We start from the raw sequence: 21,007 nt of genomic DNA, 5'->3' as shown, positions 1-21,007 counted from the left end.
CGCCCTCAGCGAGGAGGACGGCCCGTTCGGCAAGAAGTTCGCGGTGTCATCGAGACCGCGCCCTGCTCCAGGAGGAGCTAGCGGCGCAGACCGAGACGCTCGATCAGCGAGCGGTAGCGGTTGATGTCCACATCCGACAGGTAGCCGAGGAGTCGACGACGCTGACCCACGAGCAGCAGCAGACCACGACGCGAGTGGTGGTCGTGCTTGTGCTCCTTGAGGTGCTCGGTGAGGTCCTTGATCCGCTTGGTCAGGACGGCCACCTGCACCTCGGGGGATCCGGTGTCACCGGGGTGGGTCGCGTACTCTTCGATGATCGCCTTCTTGACATCTGCTTCGAGTGCCATATATGGGATCCCCTCTCTCTCGTTGCGCGGTGCCCGGCGCCTGATGCGTGGGCTCTCTTGATCCGCGGCCGTCGAACGGCAACCGGACGACTCTACCAGAGGGAGGGCGGTATCAGGAGCCGGTGGCCCGGTTCCAGAGCACGACGAGCCACGGCGAGACCAGCAGCTGCCAGTAGACGAGCACGAGGACGTTGAGGACCACGCCGATCCAGCCGGCGATGGGCGGGCGCTTCTCGCGACGCCGGGCGCGAAGGGTGGAGACGGCGAGCAGGATCCCGGCGAGCAGGACCGCGTGCACGAGCGCGGTGTAGAGCACGCCGACCAGCAGGTCGCTGACGGCCTGGTCGCCCGGGTAGGCGCCGAGCGAGATCAGTGCGTACCAGACGAAGAACGACAGCGGGACGGCGAGGACGGCCAGGAGGACCGAGACGATCCCGGCTCCGTAGCGGCGGAGGAAACCGCGAGCTCCCGAGGCCGTGGCACCGGTCCGAGCGGCTCCGGCGCGGACGCCGCCCGTGGAGCTGCGCCGACCGCCCGTGGCGGCCGCCGCACGACGCGCGCCCGCCTCGGCGGCGGTGCGGATCGAGCGTCGCGAGGGGGCGGCTCCGGCTGCTCGCGGGGCAGGAGGACCCTGACGCCCGGGCGCGCCGTCGGATGACGTGCTCATGCCTCTCACCCTAGGGGATGACCCCTGAGCCCCCGGATCGGCGCGACGCGGCCCGCCGGGGCGGCGGAGTCAGCAGAATGGAGCGAGTGAGCCAGACCCCCCGCGCCCCCCGGCGCAGCCACGTCCTCGACGTCTCCCCCCTCCGCGAGTCCCCGGCCTTCGCCCGGCTCTGGGCCGGCAACGTGATCTCGGGCATCGGCGGCCAGATGACGATCGTCGCGGTCGGCCTGCACATCTACGAGCTCACCGGATCGACCCTCGCGGTCGCGCTGGTCGGCGTGGTGGCGCTGGTCCCGACCGTGATCGCCGGCCTCTACGGCGGGATGCTCGCCGACGCGTTCGACCGCCGCCTGGTGCTCCTGCTCGCCGCGGTCGTGGCCTGGGGCTCGACCGCGGGGATCGCGGCCCTCGCCTGGCTCGGCGCCGAGACCCCGCTCTCCCTCTACGCGCTCACCGCCGTGAACGCGGTGGCGACGACGGTGATCGTGACCACCCGGATGACGCTGGCTCCGCGGCTGCTCCGCACCGAGCTGGTCCCCGCCGCCGCCGCGCTGGGCGGCATCGCGAGCGGAGTCGAGGTGACCGTGGGGCCCGCCCTCGCCGGCGTGCTGGTCGCCTCCTCCGGTTTCGCGATCACGTACACGATCGACCTCGTGCTGTTCCTCGCCGCGTTCCTCGGCATCGCGGGGCTGCCGGCGCTCGTGCCCGAGGGCGAGCGGCAGCGGCCGGGGCTGGAGTCCCTCCGCTACGGCCTGGGCTTCCTGAAGGGCGCCCCGAACATCCGGATGTCCTTCCTGGTCGACATCGTGGCCATGACCTTCGGACAGCCGCGCGTGGTCTTCCCGGCGGCCGCCGCCGTGCTGCTCGGCGGAGGCGCGGTGACGGTGGGCGCCCTCACGGCCGCGTTCGCGATCGGGGCGCTGATCAGCGGCGTCTTCTCCGGCCGGCTCACCGGGGTCCGCCGGCAGGGCCTCGCGATCGGCCGCTCGATCCAGGTGTACGGAGCGTTCGTGGTCGCGTTCGGCGCGGTCCTGCTCGGTGCCGCACTCGTGCAGCACGACGCGTCGGCGCCGAACGCGGGGCTCATCGCGCTGGCGGCGGTCGCCCTGGCCGGCGCGGGCGCCTCCGACAACGTCAGCTCGATCTTCCGGCAGACGATGCTGCAGACCGCGGTCCCCGACAACATGCGGGGTCGGCTCCAGGGCGTGTTCATCGTCGTGGTGACGGGCGGCCCGCGGGTCGGCGACCTCTACACGGGACTGCTCGCCTCGCTCGCGCTGCTCTGGCTGCCGCCGCTCGCGGGCGGGCTCGCGATCATCGCGATCCTCGCCGCGGTGCTGCGACTCCGACCGGGGTTCCGTGGGTACGACGCCCTGCACCCGACGGCCTGAGCGGAGGGGCGTCTCCCTCGAGCCGGATGGGACAGCGCGCCCGCCCGCTCGGCTCAGGCCGGCGGACGGGCGCGCCGGGGATCAGTCGCCGGAGGCCGCGTCGGCGCCGCCGCCGTCGGTCAGCCGGTCGTCCGAGACCAGTCCGCTGTCGTCGTCGCGGCCCTCGACCCGCACCGGGCGGTAGACGTGGAAGCCGTCGTCGTCGGGCTCCAGCTCCCAGACCACCTCGACCTCCTCGCCGTCGATGTCGGCCAGGCGGGTGAAGGAGCGCTGCGGGGAGCCGTCGATCATCTCGAGGCGGATGCTCTCCTGCTCCGCTCCGCTGTCGAGGATGGCGGTGTACGTCGATTCGGTGTCCATGCCTCGACGCTAGACACGCGCGGGGAGGCGTCGCCACCCCTTGCGGCGGCGCACGGTCCGCGTAGCGTCGGCACCATGACCGACACCGACATCACTCCCGCCGACTCCGACGACCGCGAGCAGATCACCGAGATGGTGAAGAGCGCCGGGATCGGGCTCCTCACCACCGTCAACGCCACCGGGCAGCTCGTCAGCCGTCCGCTCAAGGCCCAGGACATCGACTTCGACGGCGAGCTGTGGTTCTTCACGCAGGACCCGTCGCCCAAGGTCGACGACATCCGCGCGAACCCGAGCGTCAACGTCGCGTTCGAGTCGAAGAAGGGCTACCTGTCGGTGGCCGGCTCGGCGACCGTCGTGCACGACCCGGCGAAGGTGGACGAGCTGTGGTCCCCGGCCGTCGCCGGCTGGTTCCCCGACGGCAAGGACGACCCGACCGTCGCGCTGATCCGCGTCGAGGCCGAGACCGTCGAGCTGTGGGCGACCGACGAGCCGCGTCCGGTGGTGCTGTTCAAGGTCCTCAAGGCCGCCGTCACCGGCGGACAGCCCGACATCGGCGAGAACCGCACCGTCTCCTTCGAGTGATCCCTCCCCCCGGGGCGCCGCCGGGGCGCGGCGCCTCGCGGGGACAGGCGTCAGGCGCCGCCGAAGCGCTCGGTGCGGACGCGCTCGGGCGCGTGGCCCCGCTCGACCAGGGCGGTGGCGACGGCCTCGACGAACGAGGTCGGGCCGCACACGTAGACGGTCGGCTCGAGCGAGGCCGGCAGAGCCGCCTCGGCGAGCAGCTCCGGAGTGACGCGGCCGGCCGGACGTGCCGCTCCCGCCGGCGCCACCCGGGTGAAGACGTGGTCCACCGCGACTCCGCCCGTCGCGGCCGGCCGCTCGGCGAGCGCCGCCAGCTCCTCGCGGTAGTAGGCGAAGACGGCCGAGCGGACCGAGTAGAGCAGCTGCATCCGCGCCGCGCTCCCGGACCGGGCGTGCTCGCGCGCCATCGCCATCAGCGGCACCACGCCGCTCCCGCCCGCGATCAGCTGCACCGGCTCCGCCTGCTCGGGGCGCCAGACGAACCAGCCGCCGATCGGACCGCGGATCTCGAGCCGGTCGCCCGCTTCGAGGCCGTCGACCAGGTACGGGGAGACCTCCCCGTCGTCCAGCCGCTCGACCGCGAGCTCGACCCGCTCCCCGTCGGCCGGGGCGCCGATCGAGTAGGAGCGGCTCGCCTGGTAGCCGTCGGGCGCGGTGAGGCGCACGTCGAGGTGCTGCCCCGCCAGGTGGCCCGGCCACCCGGGCACGCGGAGCACCAGGAGGCGCGACGTGGGCGTGAGCGGCGCGACCGACTCGGCCACCGCCTCCGTCCACATCACCAGTAGCGCTCCTCTTTCCAGGGGTCCCCGTGCATGTGGTAGCCGTTCTGCTCCCAGAAGCCGGGCTCGTCGCCGGGCATCAGGCGGAGCGTCCGGACCCACTTCGCGCTCTTCCAGAAGTAGAGGTGCGGCACCAGGAGCCGGGCGGGGCCGCCGTGCTCGGCCGCGAGGGGCTTCCCCTCGAACTCGGTGACGACCCAGGCCCTCCCGCCTCGGATCTCGGCGAGCGGGAGGTTCGTCGTGTAGCCGCCGAAGCTCTGCGCCATGACGAAGCCGGCGTCCGTCTCCAGGCCCTCCAGCAGCGTGTCGACCGAGACGCCGCGCCAGCTGGTGCCGAGCTTCGACCACCGGGTCACGCAGTGGATGTCGGTGTGCACGTCCTCGTGCGGGAGCGCGTCGAACTCCTCCCGGTTCCAGCGGCGCACGCCCGCGGGGCCGCCGTCGATCGAGAAGGCCCACTCGTGGATGTTCGGGGTGGGCCCGATCGAGAGGACGGGGAAGCCGTTCTCGAGGTGCTGGCCCGGCGGGAGGTCCGGGTCCGCCTCCCTCTTGCCGAAGAAGCCCCGCGTGATGATGCCCATGTCCGCCCTCGTCGTCCTCGGGGCCTGGCCCCGGATCGCTGGAAACCGCTCGTCGCGCTCACGCTACCGCTCGGTGCTACCGCATGCGGGCCCGCCGGGCGAGCCCGGGACCGTGTCGGACGTCGGTGCGAGGATCGGGGCATGAGACGAACCGTCGTGCCGCCGTACCTCCTCGTCCGCATCGCCCGCCTCGACGATCCGGCCTTCGCCCGGGCCGCGCGGGCCGCGAGCCGCTCGCTCGAGCAGGACGTGCCGTTCCGGCGCGTCCGGCCCGGAGAGCCCGCGCCCGACCGCGGGGCGCCGACCGCCACCGCGACGTCCTCGCCGCGCACCCGCGTGCAGTCGCTCCAGCGCACCATCGCGGACGCGCGGACCGAGGAGACCCTGCCCGGCACGGTCGTCCGCCGCGAGGGCGAGGCGGCCACGGGGGACGCGGCCGTCGACGAGGCGTACGACGGCCTCGGCGCGATGTCGGCCTTCCTGCAGGGTGCGTACGGCCGCGACTCGATCGACGACGCCTGGCTGCCGCTCGACGCGACCGTGCACTTCGGCGACGACTACGACAACGCCTTCTGGGACGGCTCGCGGATGGTCTTCGGCGACGGGGACGGCCAGGTGTTCCGCCGCTTCACCGTCTCGCAGAGCGTGATCGGCCACGAGCTCGCCCACGGCATCACCGAGTACACGGCGAACCTCGTCTACCGCGGCCAGTCCGGAGCGCTCAACGAGTCGGTCTCGGACGTGTTCGGAGCCCTGCTGGAGCAGTACGGCGCGGGCCAGAGCGCCGACGAGGCGAGCTGGCTGATCGGCGAGGGGCTCTTCACCGACGAGGTGCAGGGCACGGCCCTGCGGTCGATGATCGCCCCCGGCACCGCCTACGACGACGACGTCCTCGGCTCCGACCCGCAGCCGGGCTCGATGGCCGACTACGTCGAGACCGACGACGACAACGGCGGAGTGCACATCAACTCGGGGATCCCCAACCGCGCGTTCGCCGTGGCGGCGACGACCCTCGGCGGGAAGGCATGGGAGCGCGCTGGGCAGGTCTGGTACGACGTGCTGACCGGGGGCGTCCTCACCGCGACGGCCGACTTCGAGGCGTTCGCGGCGCTCACCGTGCAGGCCGCCGCCGAGCGCTACGGATCCGGCTCCGAGGTCGAAGCCGCCGTGCGCACCGGCTGGACGACGGTCGGCGTGACGCTGTCCGCCTGAGCCGGTCCGCTCGAGGGCGGAGGCGGGTAGCATCGCGCGCATGGACGTCATCGTGTCGCGCAGCGGCGGAGTCGCCGGCCTCCGCCGGGTGTGGCGGGTCGACGTCGAGCAGCAGCCCGACGAGCGCGCCTGGCGCGACCTGCTCGGCTCGCTCCCCTGGGACGCCGCCGACGGCGAGTCCCCCGGCCGGGCCGACCGCTTCGTCTACGAGATCCGCGTGCAGACGCACCTCGTCCGCCTCGGCGAGACCGAGCTCGACGGAGCCTGGCGCGAGCTGGTCGACCGCGTGAAGAAGGCGCAGCCCCGTTAGGAGCTGCGCCTTCGTCGTGTGCTCGGAGCTACTTGGTGCCGAGCAGGTCGATCACGAAGATCAGGGTCTTGCCGGAGAGCGGGTGCCCTCCGCCGGCCGGGCCGTACGCCAGCGCGGGCGGGCAGATCAGCTTGCGGCGGCCGCCGACCTTCATCCCCGGGATGCCCTGCTGCCAGGCGCGGATGAGGTTGTTGAGGGGGAAGTTGATCGACTGGTCGCGGCTCCAGGAGGAGTCGAACTCCTCGCCGGTGTCGTACTCGACGCCGAGGTAGTGGACCTCGACGGTCGAGCCGGGCTGCGCCTCGGCGCCGTCGCCGACGACGATGTCCTCGACGACGAGGGTGTCGGGGGCCGGGCCCTCAGGGGCGTCGACCTCGGGCTTGGTCAGGTTCTCGCTGCTCATGCCTCGATCCTACGGCGCTCGGGAGCGGAGTCTGGGAGCGGGCTGCGAGCACTCACTCCACGAGCGTGAGGCGCTGCGTCGGCCGGGTCATCGCGACGTAGAGCGATGCGGCGCCGCGCTCGCCGGTCTGCGCGATGAGGCGAGGGCGGGCGATGATCACGGAGTCGAACTCGAGCCCCTTGGCGTCGTTCGTCGACAGCACGGCGATCGCACGGTCGAGCCCGGTCGCTCCGCGGCCCACCTCCCGGCCGAACCGCTCCTCGAGGCGCTCGGCGATCGCGGCGAGGTCGTCGTCGGGCGCGATGACCGCGAGCGTCCCCTCCGCCTCGATCGCCCGGTCCTCGACGACGGCCGCCAGCACGCGCTCGGCGAGGCTCGCGTCGCCGCGGTCGCGGATCGTCCGCACCGGCCACTCGGTGGAGCGCACGGCCTCCCCCGGCGTGATCTCCAGCCCGTCCTCGCGCGCCGTCCGCTCGGCGAAGGCGACGATCTGCGCGGGCGTGCGGTAGTTGACCGTCAGCTCCTCCAGGCGCCACGGCGCCGCCTCCACTCCCCGGCCCTGGCGGCCGAAGGTGTCGCGGAGCGCGGCGTCCCAGCTCGAGGCGGCGGAGGCGCCGGACGCCTGCGCGACGTCGCCCACGATCGTGAACGAGCGCATCGGGCAGCGGCGCAGCAGCACCCGCCACTGCATCGGCGAGAGCTCCTGCGCCTCGTCGACCACGACGTGCCCGTAGGTCCAGGTGCGGTCGGCCGCGGCCCGCTCGGCGGTGGTGCCGAGCACAGAGCGCTCGGCGAAGCCGGCCGCGAGGTCCTTGGCGTTGACGAGGCCGTCGACGCCCATGTTGCGGATGGCGGCCTCCGCGTTCTCGACGTCGCGCTTGCGCTGCTCCTTCTCGGCCTTCTTCGAGGCGTCGGCGAGGTCGTCGTAGGCGCCGAGCAGCTCCGCGGCCTCGTCGAGCAGCGGTACGTCGGAGACCGTGAACGGAGCGTCGCGGTCTCGGCGGAGGAGGGAGCGCTGCGCGGCGGTCCAGCGCGGCGTGAGGGTCGCGAACCAGTTCGGACGGGCGTAGAGGTCCTGCAGCAGCTTCTCGGGGGTCAGCGGGATCCACGCGGTGTTGAGAGCGACGCGGACGTCGTGGGCGGTCCGCACGTCCTCGCGCAGCACCGCCTCGTCGGCCTCGTCGACCGTGCTGCCGTGGCTCCGCAGCTGATCGGCGAGCTGGCGGGTGAGCTGCGAGAGCAGCGTCTTGACGAAGGAGACGCGCGCCTCGTTGTGCGGCTTGCGGGTGTCGCGCGCCCGGGTGATCGCGCGCTCCACGTCCTGCGGCTCCAGACGGAGCTTCTCGCCGTTGACGTCGAGCACCTGGGTCTCGGCCGGGACGGTCTGGCGGGAGCGGACCGCGCGCTTGAGCAGCTCCGCCATCCGCGCCGAGCCCTTCACGCGGGCGACCGCGGGCACGTCCTCCTCGACGAGGTCGAGGCCCGGGTAGACCTGGCCGAGCGTCGAGAGGACGACACCCGTCTCGCCGAGCGAGGGCAGCACCGCCTCGATGTAGCGGAGGAAGGACCGCGAGGGGCCGACCACGAGCACGCCGGAGGAGGCGATGCGGTCGCGGTAGGAGTAGAGGAGGTAGGCGGCCCGGTGCAGGGCGACCGCGGTCTTGCCGGTGCCCGGCCCGCCCTGCACGACGAGCACGCCGCGCAGCTCGGACCGGATGATGCGGTCCTGCTCGCTCTGGATGGTCGCGACGATGTCGTGCATCCGGCCGGTGCGCTGCGCGCCGAGGGCCGCCATGAGCGCGCCCTCGCCCTGCAGCACTGTGCCCTCGCGCAGCAGCTCCTCGTCGAAGACCTCGTCCTCGAAGCGGAGGACCTCGCGGCCCCGAGTGGTGAGGTGGCGCCGGGCGCGCGTCCCCATCGGCCGGGCAGCGGTGGCCTGGTAGAACGCGGCCGACTGCGGGGCGCGCCAGTCGAGCAGCAGCGTGTCCTGCTCCTCGTCGCGCAGGCCGATCCGGCCGATGTAGCGGTGCTCGGCGTCGGCGTCCGCGAGCGTCAGCCGGCCGAAGGCGAGCCGGTCGTCGGCGCCGGTGAGCGAGCGGATGCGGTCCTCGTAGAGCCGCGCGTACGCGTCGCGCTCGGAGCGGCTCTGGTGGTTGCCGCCGACGCTCTCGATGCGGACGGTGTCCAGAGCCTCGCGGGCCTGGGCGATCAGCTCGTCGAGGCGGGCGTAGAGCGCCGCCACGTAGTCGCGCTCCCGAGAGAGCTCGGTGGCCTGCACAGTGCTGCCGTCCGTCATCGTCCGCCTTCCGAGGGTCCGCCGCCGCGGGCCGGGAGGCGCGGGATGCGCTCCGGGGGCCGCGGGAAAACAGGCGGTCCAGTCTACCGAGCGATCCGAAGCGGCCCGTCCCGACAGCGGGATCCGGATGCCTCTTGCGCTCGGCGCCGCGGAGGAGCATCCTCTCTCTCACGAAGAGCTCGACGCCCCGTCCGAGCAGCCGGCCCTGCCGCTGCCGCAGGGCGTCGAGCTCTTTCTCGCGGGAGCCCGTCCGCCGTCCGGTCATCGACCGGGAAGAGAACCGGACGGCCCCGCGTTGCACGCCCCATGGCCACTCCGAGCAGCAGCGTCACCGCCCCCTCCCGCGCCTCGATCGACCTCACGGAGTCGGCGCGCGCCGGCTGGGAGTCGTGGCTCGCCCGACGCGTCGAGCGCGTCACCGGACCCCGGGGCGATCTCGCCCTCGTCGAGACGCGCTGGCTCGAGCCCGGCGAGAGCGTCGACGACGAGCAGGCGCTGGCCGGCTACGGCCCCTCGGCGACCCTGACGCGGATGCGCCGCGAGAACCTCGACACCGGCGAGCCGGAGTACGGCTACCGCGTCTGGGACGCGGCCTCCGACGGCATCCGCTCCTTCGACGCCATCGAGACCTTCCCGTTCGACGCCGCCTGGGTGCTCGAGGCGTGGTTCGAGCCGGTCGCCGAGGACCGCACCGTCCCGTTCGAGCACCTGCGCGACAACGGCGCTACCCGCGAGCTCGTCGTGCCCGGCGACATCACCTTCTCGCTCGTAAACGACGGGCGCGCCCGCGAGTACACGGTCGCGGCGTTCGACGACGGCGGCACGCTCCTCGTCCCGTTCGGCGATCCGACCAACCGCAGCGACGACCCGGAGCTCGCGAGCTACCCCGTCGGCCGCTTCCTCGTCGTGCAGCGGATCGGCGGCGCGGCCGACGCGGGCACCCCCGGTCCGGTGCTCCTGGACTTCAACCGGGCCTACATCCCGCCGTGCGGCTTCTCGCCCCACTACAACTGCCCGCTGCCGCCCGCGCAGAACCGGCTCGGCGTGCCCGTGACGGCCGGCGAGCGCCGCGTGCGCAGCGCCTCCGCCTAGCGCGCCGGGGCTGAGCGGGGGCGGCCCCGGCTCAGCGGGTGAGCACCGCCCGGCGGGCGACGAGCTCGTCGAGCAGGACCTGCTCGTCGACCGCTCCGGTGCGTCCGCCGCGGCCGAGCAGGAGGTGCTGCCGGTGGTGCGCGAGCCGCGTCGCCGAGCGGAGGAAGTCCCGCATCGCCCGCGGCCGGTCCCCTCCCGCGCTCCGGGCCCAGCGGGCGGCGGTGCGGCGCCCCTCCGCGGTGCCGATCATCCGCACCTCGGCCGGCGAGAGCCAGCCGGCGACGGCGTAGTCGTCGAGCCGCTGGAGCGTCACGCGCCGCTCCTGCCGGCGCAGCAGCACCACCACGACCACGGCGACCGCGAACAGCGGCACCTGGACCACGCCGTAGAAGCCGAACCAGTCGGACACCAGGAACGACGAGCCGTTCCAGAGCGCGTGCAGGAACGCGGCGAGCGCCAGCCCGAGCAGGGCGATGGGCAGCCGCGCGACGGCGGGCCGGTTCGAGGCGAAGCCGAGGGCCGCGCCCGTGCAGGCGGTGAAGAGCACGTGCGCGAAGGGCGAGAGCACCCCGCGGAGGAAGAAGGTCACGGCGAGCGAGCCGAGACCGCCCTCCACCAGCGCGCTGCCGAAGTAGAGGATGTTCTCGACGAAGGCGAACCCGGAGGCGACGACGGCCGCGTAGACGATGCCGTCGACGGGTCCGTCGAAGGTCCGGCGCCAGATCAGCAGGACGAGGAGGACGCCGATCCCCTTGGCCGTCTCCTCGACCAGCGGCGCCTGGATCACGGCGCCGACGAAGTCGGATCCGCTCGGCTGCTGCCCGGACGCGTAGACCGCGATCTGCACGCCGAGGTCGACCAGGAGCGCGATCGCGACGGACCCGGCCGCGCCCCAGAGGAACGCGAACCACAGGCCCAGCGCGGGCTCCGGCTCCCACCGGTCGACCCAGCGGACGCCCAGCAGAACCACGGTCAGCGGGACGAGGGCGATGACCGCGCAGATCCCCGCGGCGCTGACGCCGAGTCCGAGAACCACGTAGGCGAGCACGAGCAGCAGCAGGATCCCGAGGAGCGCCACGCCGATCGAGCCGAGCACGGTCGGCACGACGGAGGGGCGGGCGGTGGCGGGCGGTGCGGGCGGCGGATAGGCGCTCATGGGGCCGACAGTAGGGCACGGGCGGGGTGCGCTGTCGGCGGTTGACACGCGCCGGGCGCGTGGAGGAGGGCCGGGGTACGGACGCCCGTGTCCGATTCCCGCTCCTGCTCGACGTCGCCGCGTGCGAGGCTCGAGGCGTGCCCGACTCCGATCCGCTCTTCGAGGAGCGCTACCGCGCCGTCGCCTCCCGCGACTCCCGGTTCGACGGGCGGTTCCTGACCGGCGTGCACTCCACCGGCATCTACTGCCGTCCGAGCTGCCCCGCCATCACGCCGCGGCGCGCGAACGTGCGCTTCTACCCGACGGCCGCCGCCGCGCACGAGGCGGGGCTCCGCGCCTGCAAGCGCTGCCTGCCGGACGCCGTCCCCGGCTCCCCCGAGTGGAACCTGCGCGACGACACGGCGGCGCGCGCCATGCGTTTGATCGCCGACGGAGTGGTCGACCGCGAGGGGGTCGAGGGGCTGGCCGCCCGGCTCGGCTACGGCGCGCGCCACCTCGGCCGCATCCTGCGCGAGGAGCTGGGCGCGCCTCCGCTGGCCCTCGCTCGCGCCCAGCGCGCCCAGACCGCCCGGCTCCTGCTCACGAGCACCGACCTGCCCGTGTCCGACGTCGCCTTCGCCGCCGGCTTCACGAGCATCCGGCAGTTCAACGCGACCCTGGCGGAGGTGTACGAGCGGACCCCGACGGCCCTGCGCGCCTCGGCCCGCGGCACGCGCTCCGAGGCGAGCGTCCATGACGGCGCGACCACGCTGGAGCTCCGGCTGGCAGTGCGGGCTCCGTTCGATCCCGGGGTGCTCGACGTGCTCGGCGGCGCCGCGCTCCCGGGCATCGAGGAGGCGTCCCCCGGCGGCTACGCGCGCTCGCTCGTCCTGCCCGGGGGCGCGGCACTGATCCGGCTGGCGGCGGACGGGGAGAGCGTCCGCTGCAGCGCGACGCTCGTCTCCGTCGCCGACGTCGGGCCGCTGGTCGCCCGGGTGAGGCGGCTGCTCGACCTGGACGCGGACGCCCGCGCCGTGGACGAGGCCCTCGCGGCCGATCCCGCACTCGCTCCGAGCGTCGCCGCCCACCCCGGTGTCCGCGTGCCCGGCTCCGTCGACCCGGCCGAGACGCTGGTGCGCGCGCTGCTCGGCCGGAGGGAGGCCGCACGGCTGGTCGCGGCGCTCGGCGCGACGCTCCCGGAGTCCGTGGCGAGCGGATCGATCGCACGCGCCTTCCCCTCCCCCGCGGTGATCGCCGAGCACGCCGCCGACGTGCTCCGCGGATCCGCCGACGTGCTGGTGCGGACCTGCACGCTGCTCGCCGAGGGAGCCCTGCGGCTCGACGCCGACCGGGAGGAGCTCGCCGAGCAGCTGCTGGCGGTCCCCGGGATCGACGCGGCCACGGCGGCCGAGGTGGCGCAGCGGGCGACCGGAGATCCCGACGTCCTGCTCACAGGGGATCCCGTGCTCCGGCGGGGCGCGGCGGCGCTCGGCCTGCCCGCCGGCGAACGCGGGCTGGCCGAGGCCGGGCGCCGCTGGGCGCCCTGGCGCAGCTACGCCGGGGCGCGCCTCGCGGCCGCGGTCACGCCTCCGGCGCGGGGTCGATGATCGGGAGCGCCGCGGTCATCGCCTCGATGCCCGAGAGTCGGGCCGGCGAGATGAGCCTCATGACCTCCTCGCGGGACATCAGCCCCGCCTCGACCACCAGGTCGGCGATGTTGCGGCCGGTCGCGAGGGCGGCCTTCGCGAGGGCGGCGGACGCGGTGTAGCCGATGCTCGGGGTGAGCGCCGTCACGACGCCGACCGAGGAGGCGACCATGGCCTCGAGCCGGTCGACGTTCGCGGTGATGCCGTCGATGCAGTTCTCGCGGAGCGTCCTGCAGGCCTGCGTCATCCAGGTGATGCTCTGCAGCAGCGAGTGCGCGATCACCGGCTCGAAGGCGTTGAGCTGGAGCTGACCCGCCTCGGCCGCCATCGTGACCGTGACGTCGGCCCCGGCCACCGAGTAGGCGACCTGGTTGACCACCTCGGGGATGACCGGGTTCACCTTGCCGGGCATGATGCTGGATCCCGCCTGGCGCGGAGGCAGGTTGATCTCGCCGAAGCCGGCCTGAGGGCCCGAGGAGAGGAGCCTCAGGTCGTTGCAGATCTTGGACAGCTTGATCGCGGAGCGCTTGAGCGCGCTCGAGAACGACATGAAGACGCCGGTGTCGCTCGTCGCCTCGACGAGGTCCTGCGCCATCTCGAGGTCGAGGTCGGTGATCTCGTTGAGGTGGCGGACAGCGGCCGCGCCGTAGCGCGGATCGGCGGTGATGCCGGTGCCGATCGCGGTGGCTCCGATGTTGACCTCGGCGAGCAGCCAGATGGTCTCGGAGAGACGGGCGTGGTCCTCGCCGAGGGTCGTCGCGAAGCCGTGGAACTCCTGGCCGAGCGTCATCGGCACCGCGTCCTGCAGCTGCGTACGGCCGACCTTCAAGACGCTGCCGAACTCGACCGCCTTGCGGGAGAACGACTCGCGCAGCAGCGCCAGCTCGTCGAGCAGGCGGCGCAGCGACCAGGTCATCGCGATCTTGATCGCGGTCGGGTAGACGTCGTTGGTGGACTGGCTGCGGTTGACGTCGTCGAGGGGGTGCAGGTGCGCGTAGTCGCCCCGCTCGAAGCCGCCGATCTCGAGTGCGACGTTGGCGACGACCTCGTTCGCGTTCATGTTCGTCGAGGTGCCGGCGCCGCCCTGGATCACCCCGACCACGAACTGGTCGTGGAACTCGCCGTCGATGATGCGGCGGCACGCGGCCTCGATCAGCTCGGCCTTGGCGGGGGCGAGACTGCCGAGCTCGGTGTTGGCCCGGGCGGCCGCCAGCTTGACCGTGGCGAGGGACCGGACGAGATCGGGGTAGATCGAGATGGGGCGCTTCGAGATCGGGAAGTTGTCGAGGGCCCGCGCCGTGTGGATGCCCCAGTAGGCCTCGGCGGGGATCTCCATCGAGCCGAGGGAGTCGCTCTCGGTGCGCGTTTCGGGGGTCTCGGTGTCGTCCAGGGCTCTGCCTTCCGGGTCGCGGTCGGGGAGGGTGCTCGGTGCGAGGGTCACGTCCAGCTCCGTTGCTGTCGTCGTGCGGCCCCGGAGGGTGCAGGGGGCTCGCGAACTGCGTGGCCAGCCTATCGCCGGGGCGCGGGGCGGCGGCGGACGCGGGCGCGGAGCGTCCGCTCGGCGGGCGCGGAACGACCGCGCCTCCCGCCGCCGGAGCGGACAGGAGGCGCGGGACGCGTGAAGCGGCGGATCAGCGGTAGTCGCTGCCCGACGCGAGGGCCGCGAGCGGAACGAGCACGACCACGACGAGCACGGCGATCGCGAACAGCAGGACGAGGCCGAGCATGACGGAGTTGAGCACGATGCCCCAGATCGAGAGCGTGCGGCCGGTCGGCTCCCTCCGCAGCCCCAGGATGCCGAAGACGAGGCCCGCGGCCGGAGCGATCACGGTCAGTCCGAAGAAGACGGAGGTGACGCCGAGGATCAGGCTCGTGAGCGAGAACGGGGTCGAGGGCGCCGGGGCGAGCGCCGCGGGCGGGACGGCGGGGGTGCCGTAGGAGGCGCGGGCTTGCTGCGAGGAGGCGGGCTCCTCGGCGGCGGGGCGCTCCCCGGCGGACGGCCGCTCCTCGGTGAGGACGGCGGTCGCGCCCAGGTCCACGGTCGGCTGCTCGTCGGCGGGGGTGGAGAGGCGGGCGGTGCGGTCGTCGGTGGTCACGATGTGCTCCTTCTCGGGTGCCGGTCGCCCGGCGGGATGCGGTGCCGCCGGGCGGGCCGGCGGTGCTGCCGGTGTGCTCCGGCGATGCCTCCACGCTACGGACGCGCCCGGACCCGCCCCATCCGGGGAACCCCCGGAACTCGGGGGCGATCCCCCGCCTCGACGCGGGGGCGGGTGCGAGACTGGTCCCGGCGCGAGGAGGCGGCGACGATGGACGACGACGAGCTGCGGCACCGCACCCGGGACCGCAAGGGCGCCCGTGCCGTCTGGTTCGCCGGGCTCTCGGCGCTCGCCGGCTTCGTGGTGATCTCCCCTGTGATCTCCCTCACGGCGACCGTGATGGTGTGGGGGTCGCGGCGGCGGATCGGCACCCTCAGCGACCGGAACGGGCTGGTCGCCGTCAACTGGCAGCTCACCTACCTCGCACTCCAGCTGATGCTGGTCCCGCTGCACCTCGCGCTGGTGTCGGTGCGCGACTCGCTCGGCGCCGACTGGCCGCTCGCGACGATCTCGGCGATCCTCGCGCTGGCCGTGCTCAACCTCGTGCTGTGCGTCGTCCTCGGGATCCGGTCCGGCCGGGGACGCACCGTGCGCCTCTGGATCGCTGTGCCCTTCGCCCGCTCCACCCGTCCGCCGCGCTGACCGTTCGGGGACACCGGGCACGGCGGCTCTCCGCTCCTGGGACTCCGCCCGGCGTGTCCGCGGCGCGGTGCCCCCTCGACCCCGCGGCGGCGGGCAGGGTGGTGGAGTGATCGCCTTCCCTCCGCCCGTGTACGTCGTGGCCGACGACGGAGTGCGGCTGGCCACCTACTCCGTCGGCGAGGAGAGCGCCCCGACCGTCCTCGCCGTGCACGGCTTCGCCTCCCACGCCGTGCTCAACTGGGAGACGTCGGGCTGGCTGCGGACGCTGCACCGGGCCGGGTACCGCGTCGTGGCGCTCGACCAGCGCGGGCACGGCGCGAGCGAGAAGCCGCACCACTCCGACTCCTACGGCGTGGACGCCATGGTGGCCGACCTGGTGCGGGTGCTCGACTCCTACGACCTCGACGCGCCCCACGTCCTCGGCTACTCCCTCGGCGCCCGGATGAGCTGGGTGCTGGGGCTCGAGCACCCGGAGCGGCTCGCATCGCTGAGCCTCGGCGGGCTGACGGTGGGCGAGCCCCTCCGCTCCTTCGACGCGGAGGCGGCCCGGGCCCGCGTCGCCTCCGGCGGCGAGATCGACGACGGCTTCACCCGCGCCTTCATCGGCATGGCGGAGGGCGTGCAGGGCAACGACCTCGCGGCACTGGTGGCGGTGGCCGACGGCGTCCGCGGCGGGGCGCACCCGGAGCACGGGCGGCATCCCCACCTGCCGACGCTGCTCGTGACCGGCGGCGCGGATCCGATCGCTCCCGGCGGAGAGCTGCTGGCGGCGGAGACGGGGGCGCGGTTCGTGAGCGTCCCCGGCCGCGACCACACCAGCACCGTGCCCGCGCGGGGCTTCAAGGACGCGGTGCTGGCGTTCCTGGCGGAGCAGCGATGAGCCGGCCCCGCGCCGGACGGGAGCACCGCGAGCGCCGAGGCCCGCGGCGTAGCATCCCCCTCATGCAGGCGATCCGCATCGAGAACCCCGGCCCCGACTCCCGACTCGTGCTGGAGGAGGTGCCGACGCCCTCCCCCGGACCCGGCGAGGTCCTCGTCCGCGTGGCGGCCGCCGGCGTCAACCGCGCCGACCTCGGCCAGCGCGCAGGGGTCTACCCGCCGCCGCCCGGCGCCTCCGAGATCCTCGGGATGGAGGTGTCCGGCACGGTCGTCGCGCTCGGCGAGGACGCGACCGGGTTCTCGGAGGGCGACGAGGTCTGCGCGCTGCTCTCCGGCGGCGGCTACGCGGAGTACGTCGCGGTCGACGCGGGCCTGGTGCTGCCGGTGCCGGACGGCGTCGGCCTCGTCTCGGCCGCCGCCCTCCCGGAGACGACGTCCACCGTCTGGTCGAACCTCGTGATGGTGGCCCGGCTCGGATCCGGCGACACCGTCCTCCTCCACGGAGGCGGGAGCGGGATCGGGACCACGGGCATCCAGGTCGCCGCCGCCCTCGGCGCCCGCGTCGCCGTCACGGCCGGCAGCCCCCGCAAGCTCGAGGCGTGCCGCGCGCTCGGGGCCGACGTCCTGATCGACTACCGCGAGGAGGACTTCGTCGAGCGGATCCGCGAGGCGACCGGCGGGCGCGGCGTCGACGTGATCCTCGACCCCGTCGGCGGCGACTACCTGGCCCGCGACCTGGAGGCGCTGGCCGTGGGCGGGCGCGTGGTGTTCATCGGCAACCAGTCCGGTGCGCTGGGCTCGCTCGACCTCGGGGTGCTGATGCGCAAGCGCGGGGCGGTGCACGCCACGACCCTCCGCGCCCGGCCCCTGGAGGAGCGGCGCGCGATCGTCGCGCGGGTGCGCGCAGAGGTCTGGCCGCTGGTCGCCGCCGGGACGGTGCGACCGGTGGTGGACGAGGTGGTCCCGCTCGCCGAGGCCGAGCGGGCGCACGACGTGATGCGCTCCTCCGGCCACATCGGCAAGCTGCTGCTCACCCCGTGACGCCCCGCACCGGAGGAGGCCCCCGCCGCCCGCGGTGAGCGGGAGCGGGGCCTCCTCCGGTGATGCCCTCCGGCGGGGCGTCAGACCGCGGAGCGCAGGAGTCCGAGCGAGCGGTTGATGCCGTCGACGTCGACCGCGGCCGGATCGAACGAGGCTCCGGCGGCGAGGCCGAGAGCCTCGAGCGCCTCCGCGTGGTCGGCCGAGGACGGGTCGGTCGCCGCCCGCACCGTGTCGGCCCAGGCCGCGGGGCCTCCCGGCACGTCGAGCGGAGCCGCGCCGCGCGCGCCCGTGCAGCGCGGCAGAGCCGACGACAGCGGCGCGATCGACTCCAGACGGATGACGTGGCGCCACTCGTCCTCGAGGTCGTAGACGTAGAAGAGCTCGTCCTGCTCCTGCTCGAGCACCTCGGCGAGCGCGACGCCCGCCTCGTCCACGAGGTCGGCGCCGAACTCCTCCGCGTCGGACGGCGAGCCGATCGGAGCCTGCTCCTCGTCGGGCACGCCGACGCTGAAGTAGTGCGGCTGCGCGTCGGTCCAGCCCAGCGAGAGCTGGAGCGCGAGGTGCAGATCGCGCAGCGACGACTCGGAGGAGAGCTCGAGGCGCCGCCAGACGACGGGCTTGGTCCCGAGCAGGGCGACGTGGAGCGCGTAGGCCGTCGCCGTGTCCTGGGTCGCCTCGTCGAGGATCTCGAGGCGGGTGGCCGCGCGCTCGCCGAGGAGGACGACCGTCGCGCGGACGACGGAGGCGAGTACGGGCGCCAGGCCCTCCGGCACCGCGTAGCCGAACTCGGGCGAGTGCAGCAGCAGCCCGAGCTCGGCGGTGTCGTCGAGCATCCGCTCGGCCGTGCCGACCATGCGCTCGCGCTCGTCGAGGGCCTCGTCGAGCGAGACTCCGGAGTCGGCTGCCAGCTCGTCGACCAGCTCGCCGACGACCAGGCCCGGGTGGATCTCGGCCTGGCAGGCGACCGCGATGCGGACCAGCACGGCGTCGGTGGTGGTGACCGCGCGCTCCTCCGGGGAGAAGGCGCCGTCCTCGGTGTCGGCGGCCGCCAGCGCGGTCTGGGCGCTGAGGATCCACTGCTCGAGGAAGCGGGCGACGTAGGCGATGCGCTCGGCGGCGGCCTCGTGCGCGTCGGAGCTGCGCCAGAGCACGGCGGCCTCGCCGAGACCTGCGGCGGATCCCTCCTGCTCGAGCACGGCCGAGCCGACCAGCGCGTCCCACCAGGCCGAGACCGGGATGCGGACGGAGTCGTCGCTCGGGGTGGATCCCGCGGAGGAGATGCCCGCCTCGACCGCGATCTCGCGGGCGGCGCGCTCGGTGAGGGTCGCGCCGTCGTCGGCGGCGAGGTGCTCGACCACGACGTCGGCGGCGTGCACGAGAGCCGTGGCGCGCACGGCGGAGAGCTGCTCCTCGGCCGGGACCTCGTCGAGCTCGGCGAGGTCGTCGAGCACGGCCTCCACGAAGGAGCCGGCGAGGTCGAGGACCTCGTCGAGGACGGCCTGGCACTCGTCCAGCTCCTCGTCGGTGCCGGTCCAGAGGTCCTCGTCGGTGAGGAAGTCGAGGAAGTGCTCGACGACCTCGGCGACGGTGAAGAGGGTGTCGTCGAGGTCGGCCTCGCTCTCCTCCCCCGACAGGTCGGCCTCGATCTGGTCGAAGACGGCCTCGAGCAGCTCGGCGTCGGGCTGGGCGAAGGAGCCGCGCGGGCGCAGGTCGCGGGTCATCGCGAAGAGGTCGGTCAGCACCTCGACGGCCTCGTCGGCCTCGAGGTGCTCGTGCTGCATGCCCACCTCGGCGAGGTGCGAGCGGTACCAGCTGCGGAACCGCACCATCAGCGCGGTCTCGGCCGTGCGGCCGCCGCCCTGACCGCCGGACCCGCCCTGACCGCCTCCGGATCGTCCCTGGTTGCGCTTCTTGCCCATGATTCCTCCGCGACCGCTCCACTCACGACGAAGCGCTCCAGCCTACCCAGTGCGGGCGCGCGGCGGCACGCGCGGTCGCCCCCTGTTCACCCTGTGCGCACCGGGTCCGCTCCCTCTGATGCGGCCGATCGCCCGAGTCCTGGGATCAGCGCGCTGTAGGAGTCCTCGCCGCCCGGGCCCCTGCCACACGGGTCGCAATGATGAGAAATCTCGCAGCGATCGGGCGGCGAGGCTTGCGCTCGGACCCTCCGCTTCGGTGGAGTGTCCGGATGACCGACACGACGGACACCGCCGAGACCGCTCCCGGGAAGGCGTCGCTCAAGCGGGTGATCACCGGACCGCTGCTGTTCGCCTTCATCGTGGGCGACACGCTCGGAGCCGGCATCTACACCCTGGTCGGCACGATGGCGGAGGACGTGGGCGGCGTGATCTGGCTGCCGCTGCTGATCGCGCTGGTCGTCGCCCTGCTCACCGCGGGCACGTACGCCGAGCTGATCACCAAGTACCCGCACGCCGGAGGGGCGGCGCGCTACGTGGACCGCGCGTTCGGGAAGCCGTACCTCTCGTTCCTGATCGGCTTCCTGATGATGGCGTCCGGCATCACGACGGCGGCCTCTCTGGCGAACGCGTTCGCGGGCGACTACCTCGGGGCTCTGCTGGACGTGCCGCCGATCCCGACCGCGATCGTCTTCATCGCGATCCTCACCCTGGTGAACCTGCGCGGTGTGAAGGAGTCGCTGACCGCGAACCTGGTCGCCTCGGTGATCGAGGTGAGCGGACTGGTCATCGTCATCGTCTGCGCCGCGGTCTTCTTCGGCTCCGGCGACGGCGACGCCTCCCGCGTGCTCGAGTTTAACCCCGACGTCGCTCCGCTGCAGGGGGCGTTCGCCGCCTCGATCGTCGCCTTCTTCTCGTTCCTCGGCTTCGAGGCCGCGGCGAACATGGCCGAGGAGGTGCGGAACCCTTCGAAGGTCTACCCGCGGGCCCTCTTCGGTGCGCTGATCACCGCCGCCGTGGTCTACCTCCTGATCGCGCTCGGCGCCGTGATCGTGCTGCCGAACGACGAGCTCGCGGCCTCCAGCGGCCCCCTGCTGGACGTGGTCGCGGCGAGCGGAGTGGCGGTGCCGCCGTGGCTGTTCGGCCTGATCGCGCTGGTCGCCATCGCGAACGGCGCTCTGCTGTTCATGGTGATGGCGTCGCGGGTCGGCTTCGGGCTCGCCACCTCCGGGCTGCTGCCGAGCGCTTTCGGGAAGGTGCTGCCGGGCCGCCGCACGCCGTGGGTGTCGATCGTGGTCGTCGGCGGAGTGACGATGCTGCTCAGCCTGATCGGCGACGTCGGCACCCTCGCCGAGACGACGGTGCTGCTGCTCCTGCTGGTGTTCATCGCGGCGAACGTGTCGGTGCTGGTGCTGAAGAAGGACCGCGTCGACCACGCCCACTACTCCGTGCCGCGGGTGGTGCCGGTGCTCGCGACCATCGCGAGCGTGGTGCTGCTGACGCAGCAGACGGGCGTGGTCTGGCTGGCGACAGCGGGCTACGTGGTCGTGGGGACGCTGCTGTTCCTCGCCACCCGCCTGGGGAAGCGGAAGCACGCGGAGCGGACCCCGGACTGATCCGGGCCGGCGGCGA

General features: G+C 73.7%; 21 protein-coding genes. 10 read left to right on the top strand and 11 right to left on the bottom strand.

What is annotated here, in order from left to right; all coding sequences use genetic code 11:
* Positions 1–77: 77 nt before the first annotated feature.
* Positions 78–347: a 30S ribosomal protein S15 gene (gene rpsO, locus C5B95_RS06745; protein WP_068252328.1), complete on the bottom strand. Its 270-nt coding sequence runs from the start codon at positions 345–347 to the stop codon at positions 78–80.
* Between the two features lie 112 nt (positions 348–459).
* Complete coding sequence (locus tag C5B95_RS06740) at positions 460–1,014, bottom strand: hypothetical protein (RefSeq protein ID WP_104224815.1); 555 nt, start codon at positions 1,012–1,014, stop codon at positions 460–462.
* Positions 1,015–1,100: 86 nt separating this feature from the next.
* Between C5B95_RS06740 and C5B95_RS06735 the strand changes: the two genes are divergently transcribed.
* Positions 1,101–2,405, top strand: coding sequence for an MFS transporter (locus C5B95_RS06735; protein ID WP_258059846.1), 1,305 nt, complete (start codon positions 1,101–1,103; stop codon positions 2,403–2,405).
* Positions 2,406–2,486: 81 nt separating this feature from the next.
* Here the strand turns inward: C5B95_RS06735 and C5B95_RS06730 are convergent, their stop codons facing one another.
* Entirely contained in the window at positions 2,487–2,765 is a 279-nt protein-coding gene (locus tag C5B95_RS06730) for a hypothetical protein (RefSeq protein ID WP_104224817.1), read from the bottom strand.
* A 75-nt stretch (positions 2,766–2,840) separates the two neighbouring features.
* On the opposite strand from C5B95_RS06730, the gene C5B95_RS06725 reads away from it, so the two are divergent.
* A complete protein-coding gene (locus C5B95_RS06725) occupies positions 2,841–3,347 on the top strand; it encodes a pyridoxamine 5'-phosphate oxidase family protein (RefSeq protein ID WP_104224818.1) in 507 nt (168 codons plus the stop codon).
* Positions 3,348–3,397: 50 nt separating this feature from the next.
* Here the strand turns inward: C5B95_RS06725 and C5B95_RS06720 are convergent, their stop codons facing one another.
* Both C5B95_RS06720 and C5B95_RS06715 read right to left on the bottom strand, forming a co-directional pair.
* Entirely contained in the window at positions 3,398–4,123 is a 726-nt protein-coding gene (locus C5B95_RS06720) for a ferredoxin reductase (RefSeq protein WP_104348765.1), read from the bottom strand.
* Positions 4,123–4,707: a molybdopterin-dependent oxidoreductase gene (locus tag C5B95_RS06715; RefSeq protein WP_104224820.1), complete on the bottom strand. Its 585-nt coding sequence runs from the start codon at positions 4,705–4,707 to the stop codon at positions 4,123–4,125. Before C5B95_RS06715 ends, C5B95_RS06720 begins: the two co-directional genes overlap by 1 nt.
* 141 nt (positions 4,708–4,848) lie before the next feature.
* Here C5B95_RS06715 and C5B95_RS06710 point away from each other — a divergent pair, with 141 nt between their 5' ends.
* Positions 4,849–5,919 carry a M4 family metallopeptidase gene (locus C5B95_RS06710; RefSeq protein ID WP_104224821.1) on the top strand — a complete coding sequence of 357 codons (1,071 nt, stop codon included), beginning with the start codon at positions 4,849–4,851 and terminating at the stop codon, positions 5,917–5,919.
* A 40-nt stretch (positions 5,920–5,959) separates the two neighbouring features.
* Entirely contained in the window at positions 5,960–6,229 is a 270-nt protein-coding gene (locus C5B95_RS06705) for a protealysin inhibitor emfourin (RefSeq protein ID WP_104224822.1), read from the top strand.
* Positions 6,230–6,257: 28 nt separating this feature from the next.
* Here the strand turns inward: C5B95_RS06705 and C5B95_RS06700 are convergent, their stop codons facing one another.
* Both C5B95_RS06700 and C5B95_RS06695 read right to left on the bottom strand, forming a co-directional pair.
* Positions 6,258–6,632, bottom strand: a complete 375-nt coding sequence (locus C5B95_RS06700) for an FKBP-type peptidyl-prolyl cis-trans isomerase (RefSeq protein ID WP_104226280.1) — start codon at positions 6,630–6,632, stop codon at positions 6,258–6,260.
* Positions 6,633–6,684: 52 nt separating this feature from the next.
* Entirely contained in the window at positions 6,685–8,928 is a 2,244-nt protein-coding gene (locus C5B95_RS06695; protein WP_104348764.1) for a UvrD-helicase domain-containing protein, read from the bottom strand.
* A 306-nt stretch (positions 8,929–9,234) separates the two neighbouring features.
* Here C5B95_RS06695 and C5B95_RS06690 point away from each other — a divergent pair, with 306 nt between their 5' ends.
* Positions 9,235–10,020 carry a DUF1684 domain-containing protein gene (locus tag C5B95_RS06690; RefSeq protein WP_104348763.1) on the top strand — a complete coding sequence of 262 codons (786 nt, stop codon included), beginning with the start codon at positions 9,235–9,237 and terminating at the stop codon, positions 10,018–10,020.
* A 31-nt stretch (positions 10,021–10,051) separates the two neighbouring features.
* On the opposite strand, the gene C5B95_RS06685 is transcribed toward C5B95_RS06690, so the two are convergent.
* Positions 10,052–11,176: a PrsW family intramembrane metalloprotease gene (locus C5B95_RS06685; protein WP_104233243.1), complete on the bottom strand. Its 1,125-nt coding sequence runs from the start codon at positions 11,174–11,176 to the stop codon at positions 10,052–10,054.
* 137 nt (positions 11,177–11,313) lie between these two features.
* Here C5B95_RS06685 and C5B95_RS06680 point away from each other — a divergent pair, with 137 nt between their 5' ends.
* Complete coding sequence (locus C5B95_RS06680) at positions 11,314–12,762, top strand: DNA-3-methyladenine glycosylase 2 family protein (protein ID WP_181068015.1); 1,449 nt, start codon at positions 11,314–11,316, stop codon at positions 12,760–12,762.
* Here C5B95_RS06680 and C5B95_RS06675 read toward each other — a convergent pair.
* Together C5B95_RS06675 and C5B95_RS06670 are read right to left on the bottom strand one after the other, a co-directional pair.
* Complete coding sequence (locus C5B95_RS06675) at positions 12,737–14,191, bottom strand: aspartate ammonia-lyase (protein ID WP_258059853.1); 1,455 nt, start codon at positions 14,189–14,191, stop codon at positions 12,737–12,739. The two genes, C5B95_RS06680 and C5B95_RS06675, sit on opposite strands and share 26 nt — an antisense overlap.
* Before the next feature lie 241 nt (positions 14,192–14,432).
* Positions 14,433–14,897: a DUF4190 domain-containing protein gene (locus C5B95_RS06670; RefSeq protein WP_104233242.1), complete on the bottom strand. Its 465-nt coding sequence runs from the start codon at positions 14,895–14,897 to the stop codon at positions 14,433–14,435.
* A 174-nt stretch (positions 14,898–15,071) separates the two neighbouring features.
* Between C5B95_RS06670 and C5B95_RS06665 the strand changes: the two genes are divergently transcribed.
* The 3 genes from C5B95_RS06665 (at position 15,072) to C5B95_RS06655 (ending at position 17,459) form a co-directional block, all read left to right on the top strand.
* Positions 15,072–15,539: a DUF4870 domain-containing protein gene (locus C5B95_RS06665; RefSeq protein WP_181068014.1), complete on the top strand. Its 468-nt coding sequence runs from the start codon at positions 15,072–15,074 to the stop codon at positions 15,537–15,539.
* Positions 15,540–15,645: 106 nt separating this feature from the next.
* Positions 15,646–16,419, top strand: a complete 774-nt coding sequence (locus C5B95_RS06660; protein ID WP_181068013.1) for an alpha/beta fold hydrolase — start codon at positions 15,646–15,648, stop codon at positions 16,417–16,419.
* A 62-nt stretch (positions 16,420–16,481) separates the two neighbouring features.
* Entirely contained in the window at positions 16,482–17,459 is a 978-nt protein-coding gene (locus C5B95_RS06655; protein WP_104348759.1) for an NAD(P)H-quinone oxidoreductase, read from the top strand.
* 80 nt (positions 17,460–17,539) lie between these two features.
* Here C5B95_RS06655 and C5B95_RS06650 read toward each other — a convergent pair whose 3' ends face one another.
* Positions 17,540–19,378, bottom strand: a complete 1,839-nt coding sequence (locus tag C5B95_RS06650) for a plasmid pRiA4b ORF-3 family protein (RefSeq protein WP_104348758.1) — start codon at positions 19,376–19,378, stop codon at positions 17,540–17,542.
* 269 nt (positions 19,379–19,647) lie between these two features.
* Between C5B95_RS06650 and C5B95_RS06645 the strand changes: the two genes are divergently transcribed.
* On the top strand, positions 19,648–20,991 hold the full coding sequence (locus tag C5B95_RS06645) for an APC family permease (RefSeq protein ID WP_104226270.1): 1,344 nt from the start codon (positions 19,648–19,650) through the stop codon (positions 20,989–20,991).
* The last annotated feature ends 16 nt before the right edge of the window (positions 20,992–21,007 follow it).

The sequence above is a fragment of the Rathayibacter sp. AY1A7 genome, assembly GCF_002930845.1.
Classification (GTDB): Bacteria; Actinomycetota; Actinomycetes; order Actinomycetales; family Microbacteriaceae; genus Rathayibacter.
The sequence above is the reverse complement of the archived record's forward strand: the minus strand, read 5'-3'. Positions and strand labels throughout refer to the sequence as shown.

Bases quoted from the DNA above. Each gene is read 5' to 3' on its own strand.
- rpsO (WP_068252328.1), bottom strand. From the start codon at position 347: ATGGCACTCGAAGCAGATGTCAAGAAGGCGATCATCGAAGAGTACGCG.
- C5B95_RS06740 (WP_104224815.1), bottom strand. From the start codon at position 1,014: ATGAGCACGTCATCCGACGGCGCGCCCGGGCGTCAGGGTCCTCCTGCC.
- C5B95_RS06730 (WP_104224817.1), bottom strand. From the start codon at position 2,765: ATGGACACCGAATCGACGTACACCGCCATCCTCGACAGCGGAGCGGAG.
- C5B95_RS06725 (WP_104224818.1), top strand. From the start codon at position 2,841: ATGACCGACACCGACATCACTCCCGCCGACTCCGACGACCGCGAGCAG.
- C5B95_RS06720 (WP_104348765.1), bottom strand. From the start codon at position 4,123: ATGTGGACGGAGGCGGTGGCCGAGTCGGTCGCGCCGCTCACGCCCACG.
- C5B95_RS06715 (WP_104224820.1), bottom strand. From the start codon at position 4,707: ATGGGCATCATCACGCGGGGCTTCTTCGGCAAGAGGGAGGCGGACCCG.
- C5B95_RS06710 (WP_104224821.1), top strand. From the start codon at position 4,849: ATGAGACGAACCGTCGTGCCGCCGTACCTCCTCGTCCGCATCGCCCGC.
- C5B95_RS06705 (WP_104224822.1), top strand. From the start codon at position 5,960: ATGGACGTCATCGTGTCGCGCAGCGGCGGAGTCGCCGGCCTCCGCCGG.
- C5B95_RS06700 (WP_104226280.1), bottom strand. From the start codon at position 6,632: ATGAGCAGCGAGAACCTGACCAAGCCCGAGGTCGACGCCCCTGAGGGC.
- C5B95_RS06695 (WP_104348764.1), bottom strand. From the start codon at position 8,928: ATGACGGACGGCAGCACTGTGCAGGCCACCGAGCTCTCTCGGGAGCGC.
- C5B95_RS06690 (WP_104348763.1), top strand. From the start codon at position 9,235: ATGGCCACTCCGAGCAGCAGCGTCACCGCCCCCTCCCGCGCCTCGATC.
- C5B95_RS06685 (WP_104233243.1), bottom strand. From the start codon at position 11,176: ATGAGCGCCTATCCGCCGCCCGCACCGCCCGCCACCGCCCGCCCCTCC.
- C5B95_RS06655 (WP_104348759.1), top strand. From the start codon at position 16,482: ATGCAGGCGATCCGCATCGAGAACCCCGGCCCCGACTCCCGACTCGTG.
- C5B95_RS06650 (WP_104348758.1), bottom strand. From the start codon at position 19,378: ATGGGCAAGAAGCGCAACCAGGGACGATCCGGAGGCGGTCAGGGCGGG.
- C5B95_RS06645 (WP_104226270.1), top strand. From the start codon at position 19,648: ATGACCGACACGACGGACACCGCCGAGACCGCTCCCGGGAAGGCGTCG.